5 protein-coding genes are annotated in these 5,774 nt (G+C 55.3%); 2 read left to right on the top strand and 3 right to left on the bottom strand.

From position 1 onward, the window contains the following. The 3 genes from ACWIZX_RS05750 to ACWIZX_RS05760 all read right to left on the bottom strand — a co-directional run. On the bottom strand, positions 1 to 611 hold a 611-nt coding region (locus ACWIZX_RS05750; protein ID WP_448335102.1), incomplete at its 3' end, for an asparaginase. Between the two features lie 36 nt (positions 612 to 647). Continuing rightward, the gene (locus ACWIZX_RS05755) at positions 648 to 1,505 is read right to left on the bottom strand and encodes an MBL fold metallo-hydrolase (RefSeq protein WP_448335103.1); all 858 of its coding nucleotides are present in this window, start codon (positions 1,503 to 1,505) and stop codon (positions 648 to 650) included. 33 nt (positions 1,506 to 1,538) lie between these two features. Further along, positions 1,539 to 3,116, bottom strand: coding sequence for an ATP-binding protein (locus ACWIZX_RS05760; protein WP_448335104.1), 1,578 nt, complete (start codon positions 3,114 to 3,116; stop codon positions 1,539 to 1,541). A gap of 286 nt (positions 3,117 to 3,402) precedes the next feature. Between ACWIZX_RS05760 and ACWIZX_RS05765 the strand changes: the two genes are divergently transcribed. Further along, a complete protein-coding gene (locus tag ACWIZX_RS05765) occupies positions 3,403 to 4,038 on the top strand; it encodes a sulfite oxidase-like oxidoreductase (RefSeq protein ID WP_322794075.1) in 636 nt (211 codons plus the stop codon). A 229-nt stretch (positions 4,039 to 4,267) separates the two neighbouring features. Beyond that, entirely contained in the window at positions 4,268 to 5,542 is a 1,275-nt protein-coding gene (locus tag ACWIZX_RS05770) for a glucose-1-phosphate adenylyltransferase (protein WP_448335105.1), read from the top strand. Positions 5,543 to 5,774 lie beyond the last annotated feature (232 nt).

Below are 5,774 nucleotides of genomic sequence, written 5' to 3' on the forward strand. Positions count from 1 at the left end.
GCAGCATGGTAGAGCGGTACGGCGAACACCGGCGCCGAACAGCCATCTATTCCGATGACGACTTTTTCAACCGGGTAATTGACCATTTCCGCAAAAGTTTGCAGCACACTCTGCTGCACCGGATGCGCCGGGTGGATGTAGTCATCCTTTGGCAGGCTGCGCAACACCGCCTGCGCCAGAAAGCCGGTATGCTTGCCGGAGCAGTTATGCCGGTTGGGTGTGGGTGATTCCCCGCGGCGGAGCAGCGCTTCCTGAGTTGGTTGATGGTAAACCGGGTGCGTCCCGCACAGCAAGTCGCTTTCCTGCACACCCACTTTTTTCTGCAAGTCAAGGATGGCTGCCAGATGTTCATCCGTGCCGGAATGTGAGGCGCACATCAACGCAATATCCCGCTCGGTCAGGCGAAAGGCCTCCGCGCCGCCGTTTTCCAGCAGCGGTAGAATTTGAAAGGGCTTGGAGGATGAGCGCAAAAAGGTTACGTAATGCGGGTCACCCAGAGCCGCCAGCAAGTTGCCGGAAGCATCCACCACCGCGGCACAACCGCTGTGAAGGGATTCGACAAGATTGCCGCGGGTTAATTCGACCAGTGGAACAAAGGCAGTATTGCTCATGAAGAAGACATCCTTGAGTTGAAAATTGGTTGGGGTTTATTCGTCCAGCTCTTCGCCCATCGCGCGGTAATGGCGGTTGTAGTATTGTTCCAACCCCCACTTCAACCGCTGATAGTACTGCGCTTTGCGTTCGGCGGGGAAATTCATACCGCTCAACAGATCGTTGATCCAGATGTGCGTTTCGGAAGGCTCTCCCTTGCGCGCCGCCAGGTCATCCATGCGCGATTGAATGTTTTTGAGGAACTCGATCTGCTGGTGAACATGTTTATGGGTGATCAGCCCGCTGCGGCCGCTGACCAGCAGATGATTCTGGTACTGAGGCGTCAACAGAACTTGCAGCGTTTCGAGCCACTGGGGAATGTCCGCGCCGGCCAGAAACGGCGGCTGGTTGACCACCACCGCATCCCCCAGGAAGATCAGATTGCGGTTTTCAAGAATGACCCAAATGGCGCCCGCCGCCGGGCCGGGGTGGTATTCCAGCAGGAGCGGATGTTCATCCCAGTGAATTTTCATGCGCTGGGTGAAGGAAATTTCCGGCGGCGCCCAGCGGATGCTGCCCAGTCCATTATGGTATTCCCAATCCGCGCCGGTATCCGCCCCCTGGGCTTTGAAGGTCATCGGGCGGTTGCGGAAAACCTCCGCCATTTTTTCGTGGCCGACCACCGTGCACTCCATTGCCCGCGAGCCAATCGTGCGGTCGGCGTGGACATCCAGATTGATCAACAGACGTTCGACGCCGCCGCCCAAATTGAGCATGGCCGACCGCCACAGACGGATGTCATCCGGCCGGAAGGGGGCATCAATCATCACCTGACCGTGCGGGGTCACAATCAGCCCCAGCACAACACCCGGATACGAATTCTCAATATATACATGATCGAATATTTGCTGCATTGAAAACCTTTACTCCCAATCAGGTGGGGATGATTACCGGAGGGGCAGAATAAAGATAAAGTTACTGCCCTCGCCCAGCGCACTTTCAACCCAGATTTTACCACCATGCGCACGTACCGCTAACCGGCAAAATGCCAGACCAAGGCCCAGACCCTTGGGGTAACGCTCGCCCTGCAAGCGGTTGAATTTCTCAAAGATCAATTCCAGAGCATCCTGCGGAATACCGGGGCCGTTATCCCGCACCCAGAAGCGAATCATCTCCCCTTCGCGGCGGCTGCCCACCTCAATGGCGCCCTGCATGGGGGTGTATTTGATCGCATTTTCAATCAGGTTGATCAACACCCGCCGGATCATATCCACATCCACCGAAATGACCGGTAAATCATCCTCCAGCGCCACCGAAAGCTGCTGGCGTTTGCTTTCCGCAAGGGTGTGAGTGGCATCCACCGCCTCGGCAACCAGCGCATGCGGGGCTACCGGTCTTTTGTTGATAATCGGCTGACCGGCTTCCAAACGGTTGATATCCAGCAACGAACTGATCAGGCGCTGCAAGCGTTCGGCTGCCCGCACGGCAATATCAAAAACCGGCTGAATGGTTTGGGCAGCCTCTTGCGGCAGCAGCGTTTGCAGAATATCCAGACTGGAAATGATGTTCGCCAGCGGGGAGCGCAGGTCGTGATAGATCATTGCCGATAAATCATCCCGCAGGGTATCCAGCTGCTTGCGTTCGCTGATGTCGCGCAAAATCCATTGCAGCATCGGGCTTTCCCCAATCATCACCCGCCGAATGTACACCTCCACCGGCAGCGCCGAACTGCCCTGCCGTTGTAATTCGGTTTCGTAATGCACTGTCTGGCCTTCTTGCAGGGCTTGAAAGTATTGGCTCAACGGTGGGGTTTGCGGGCTTTGCAGCTGGTGCATGGAACATTCCAGCAATGTTTCCAGCGGACAGGCTGTAACCACTTGAGCTTGCCGGTTGGCCTCCAGTATACGCCCCTCCCAGTCGGTAATCAAAATCGGGTCAATGCTGTCTTCAAACAACTCATGGTAGCGGCGCTGGGCTTCCTGCACCGAACGATACAGATGAGCATTGCGCACCGCAATGCCCGCCAGATCGGCAATACCTTGCAGCAGCGTCAGATGATCGCTGGTGAAAAATCCGGTCTGGGCATGCACCAGCGTCAGCACACCGGTTAACTGACCGCTGGAGAACAGGGGAACACAGACAGCCGACTTACTGCCCGTGCGTTCAGCCGCATCATCCGGGCGGCGCGTCCAGCGTTCATCCTCGCGTGTATCGGCAATCAGGGCCGGCTGGCGATGCTGAGCCACCCAGCCAGCCAGCCCGCGCTCCAAAATGGACTGCATCTCCTCCACCGTTGGATGAAACACCTGCCCATTGATCGCTAAGGCCGCCTCCACCGGTTGTCCCCTGTCGTTCAGCACAATTAAACTGCCCCGCTCCGCGCCGACATTGACCGTTGAAAGCAGCAAAACCCGCGCCAAAACCGTACGCAGGTCCAGACTGGCCGCCAGTTCCCGGCTGATATCGAGCAACAATGCCAGAGAAGAGCGTGTCACCGTATCCTGCTGTTTTGCCTGGCTCTCCATTGCTGCTGAGGTTCCTCCCTGAGAAAATCAATATGGACGATCTCGCAAAGTCAACCCGCGCGATTTAGAAACAGTATAGCATAATCAGGCATGGCTTTTACAGCGACATTTTTCCTCATCTTTGTAAAAAGTTTCTGGCAACATAAAAACGGGACGGGACTTCACTCAGGTATAATTGAATCAGGTTTACTCGGGAGGAGGCAGTCAACCAGTCCTTCCTGCAATGATTTATGGTTGTTTCAACAAATCCTTGCGATTTGCATGGAACAAAAAAAGAGGTGTGATCATGTTTGGCTTGTTTAACCGTAAAGATGAAGAGGAACGCGCCCGCAGTGAAAAACGCCTGCCGCCCGGCCAGGCGCTTACCACCAAATTCCCGGTGCTGCATTACGGCCCGGTTCCCACCGTCAACCTGGAAACCTGGACGCTGCGCATTTGGGGGGAAGTTGAAAAGGAAGTTACCCTGAGTTGGGAAGAATTCAACCGCTTGCCGAAAACCCGCGTCCGCATGGATTTGCACTGCGTAACCCGCTGGAGCAAACTGGATACTGAATGGGAGGGCGTTTCGGTGCGGACGATGATTGAACTGGGCGTTTTCAAACCGCTGCCCGCCGCCCGTTATGTCATGCAGCACGCCGAATACGGCTTTACCGTCAACCTGCCGCTGGAGGTGGTGCTGGCTGATAACTTTTTACTTGCCACCCATTACAACGGAGAACCGATCAGCCCCGATCACGGCTATCCGTTGCGCGGCGTGGTCGGCTACATCCCCAACCGTCCTGACCTGAAAACCCCCTACCTGTGGAAAGGCGCCAAGTGGCTGCGCGGGTTGGAGTTCATGAAACACGACCGCCCCGGCTTTTGGGAGGAGGCCGGCTATCACAATGAAGCGGATATCTGGAAAGAACAGCGTTTTGGCTAAATCTTCTGATTGACGGGCGATATTGAATCAGGTATCCTTACAATAACGAGAGTTCGGGATAAGATCAAAACCTGGCATGCAATGCCAATGACCCCCATCTGCACCTCCCCCAAAATCGCCCCTGCGATTTTGGGGGAGGCGGGAGGGGGCTGAAAGTCCCCAAGTTGTTGTTGAAACGATTTATCCCGAATTGACGTTACAATAACCATAAAAATTACGGGAGGTGAACATGGGCAGCACAAAAGATGTTCTGGCAGTCATTCTGGGCGGTGGACGGGGCGCGCGGCTTTACCCCCTCACCGCAGTGCGTTCCAAACCGGCCGTGCCGATTGCCGGTAAATACCGCCTGATTGATATTCCCATATCGAACTGCATCAATTCCGGCATTTACCGCATCGCCGTGCTGACCCAGTTCAACTCGGTATCGCTGCACCGTCACATCGCCAACACCTATGTCTTCGATACCTTCCACACCGGCTGGGTGCAGATTTGGGCTGCCGAACAGACCATCTCCAGCGCGGACTGGTATCAGGGCACAGCCGATGCAGTCCGCAAACAGTTATTTGAGATCCGCGCCACCCGAGCGCCGTATGTGCTCATTCTGGCCGGCGATCACCTCTACCGCATGGATTACGCCGCCATGTTCGATTTTCATATCGAACACGGCGCGGATATTACGGTAGCCGTTCAGCCGGTGCGTAAAGAAGACGCCGGCCGCTTCGGCATCCTCAAGCGCGACAAGGACTACCGCATTACCCGCTTTGCCGAAAAACCCAAAGATGAAGCAATCCTGCAGGATCTGGTCAGCCGGGATGACCCGGCGCGCCCGTTCCTCGGCTCGATGGGCATTTACCTGTTCAACACCGATATCCTCGCTCAGTTGCTGGAAGGCTACCCCGATTACGATGATTTCGGCAGTGATGTGATTCCCCATGCCATCAACACCCTCAACGTCTTCGGCTATGACTTTGACGGCTACTGGGAAGACATTGGGACGATTCGTTCCTTTTATGAAACCAACCTGGCGCTGGCAAAACCCGACTCGCCTTTCAACTTCTACGACCCAAAGCGGCCGATTTACTCCCACCCGCGCTTTCTGCCCGGATCGCTGATCGAAAACAGCCGCCTGGAAAACGTGTTGATTGCAGAAGGCTGCTGCGTGAAAAATGCCGAGATTGTTAACTCGGTGATTGGCTTGCGCAGTCAGATTCGCTCTGGTGTGCGCATTTCCAATTCCATCATCATGGGCGCAGATTATTATGACACAACCAGCTGCAGTGACACCGATTCAAGCGGGACGGGGTTAATCCCTATAGGCATTGGACGGAACAGTCAGATCAACGGCGCCATCATTGACAAAAATGCCCGCCTCGGTGAGAATGTGGTCATACAGCCTTTCCCGGTCGGTCAGGATTTGGACGGGGATGGTTGGGTCGTCCGCGATGGGATTGTGGTGATTCCCAAAGACGTCGTAATCCCATCCGGCACCCGCATTACTCCCTGAACCCGTCTTTTCAACCATTCTGACTGCCCGCAATCGCCGGTGAGGCAAACAGCATTCCCACCCCATCATGGCTTTCTCAAAGTTCCTTGACAATTCTAAAACTTTGTATCGAAACTTGAATTGCGGCAAAACGAACCCCCACCCACCTCCCCCAATATCTCCAAAGCGATATTGGGGAGGCGCAGGAGGGGGCAAAATCGCTCGATTTGACGTATCCGTGGATTATTCCGAA

It is taken from the genome of Bellilinea sp. (genome assembly GCF_053501535.1).

Coding starts and splice junctions, on each gene's coding strand:
- ACWIZX_RS05770 (WP_448335105.1), top strand. CDS start 4,268: ATGGGCAGCACAAAAGATGTTCTGGCAGTCATTCTGGGCGGTGGACGG.
- ACWIZX_RS05760 (WP_448335104.1), bottom strand. CDS start 3,116: ATGGAGAGCCAGGCAAAACAGCAGGATACGGTGACACGCTCTTCTCTG.
- ACWIZX_RS05755 (WP_448335103.1), bottom strand. CDS start 1,505: ATGCAGCAAATATTCGATCATGTATATATTGAGAATTCGTATCCGGGT.
- ACWIZX_RS05765 (WP_322794075.1), top strand. CDS start 3,403: ATGTTTGGCTTGTTTAACCGTAAAGATGAAGAGGAACGCGCCCGCAGT.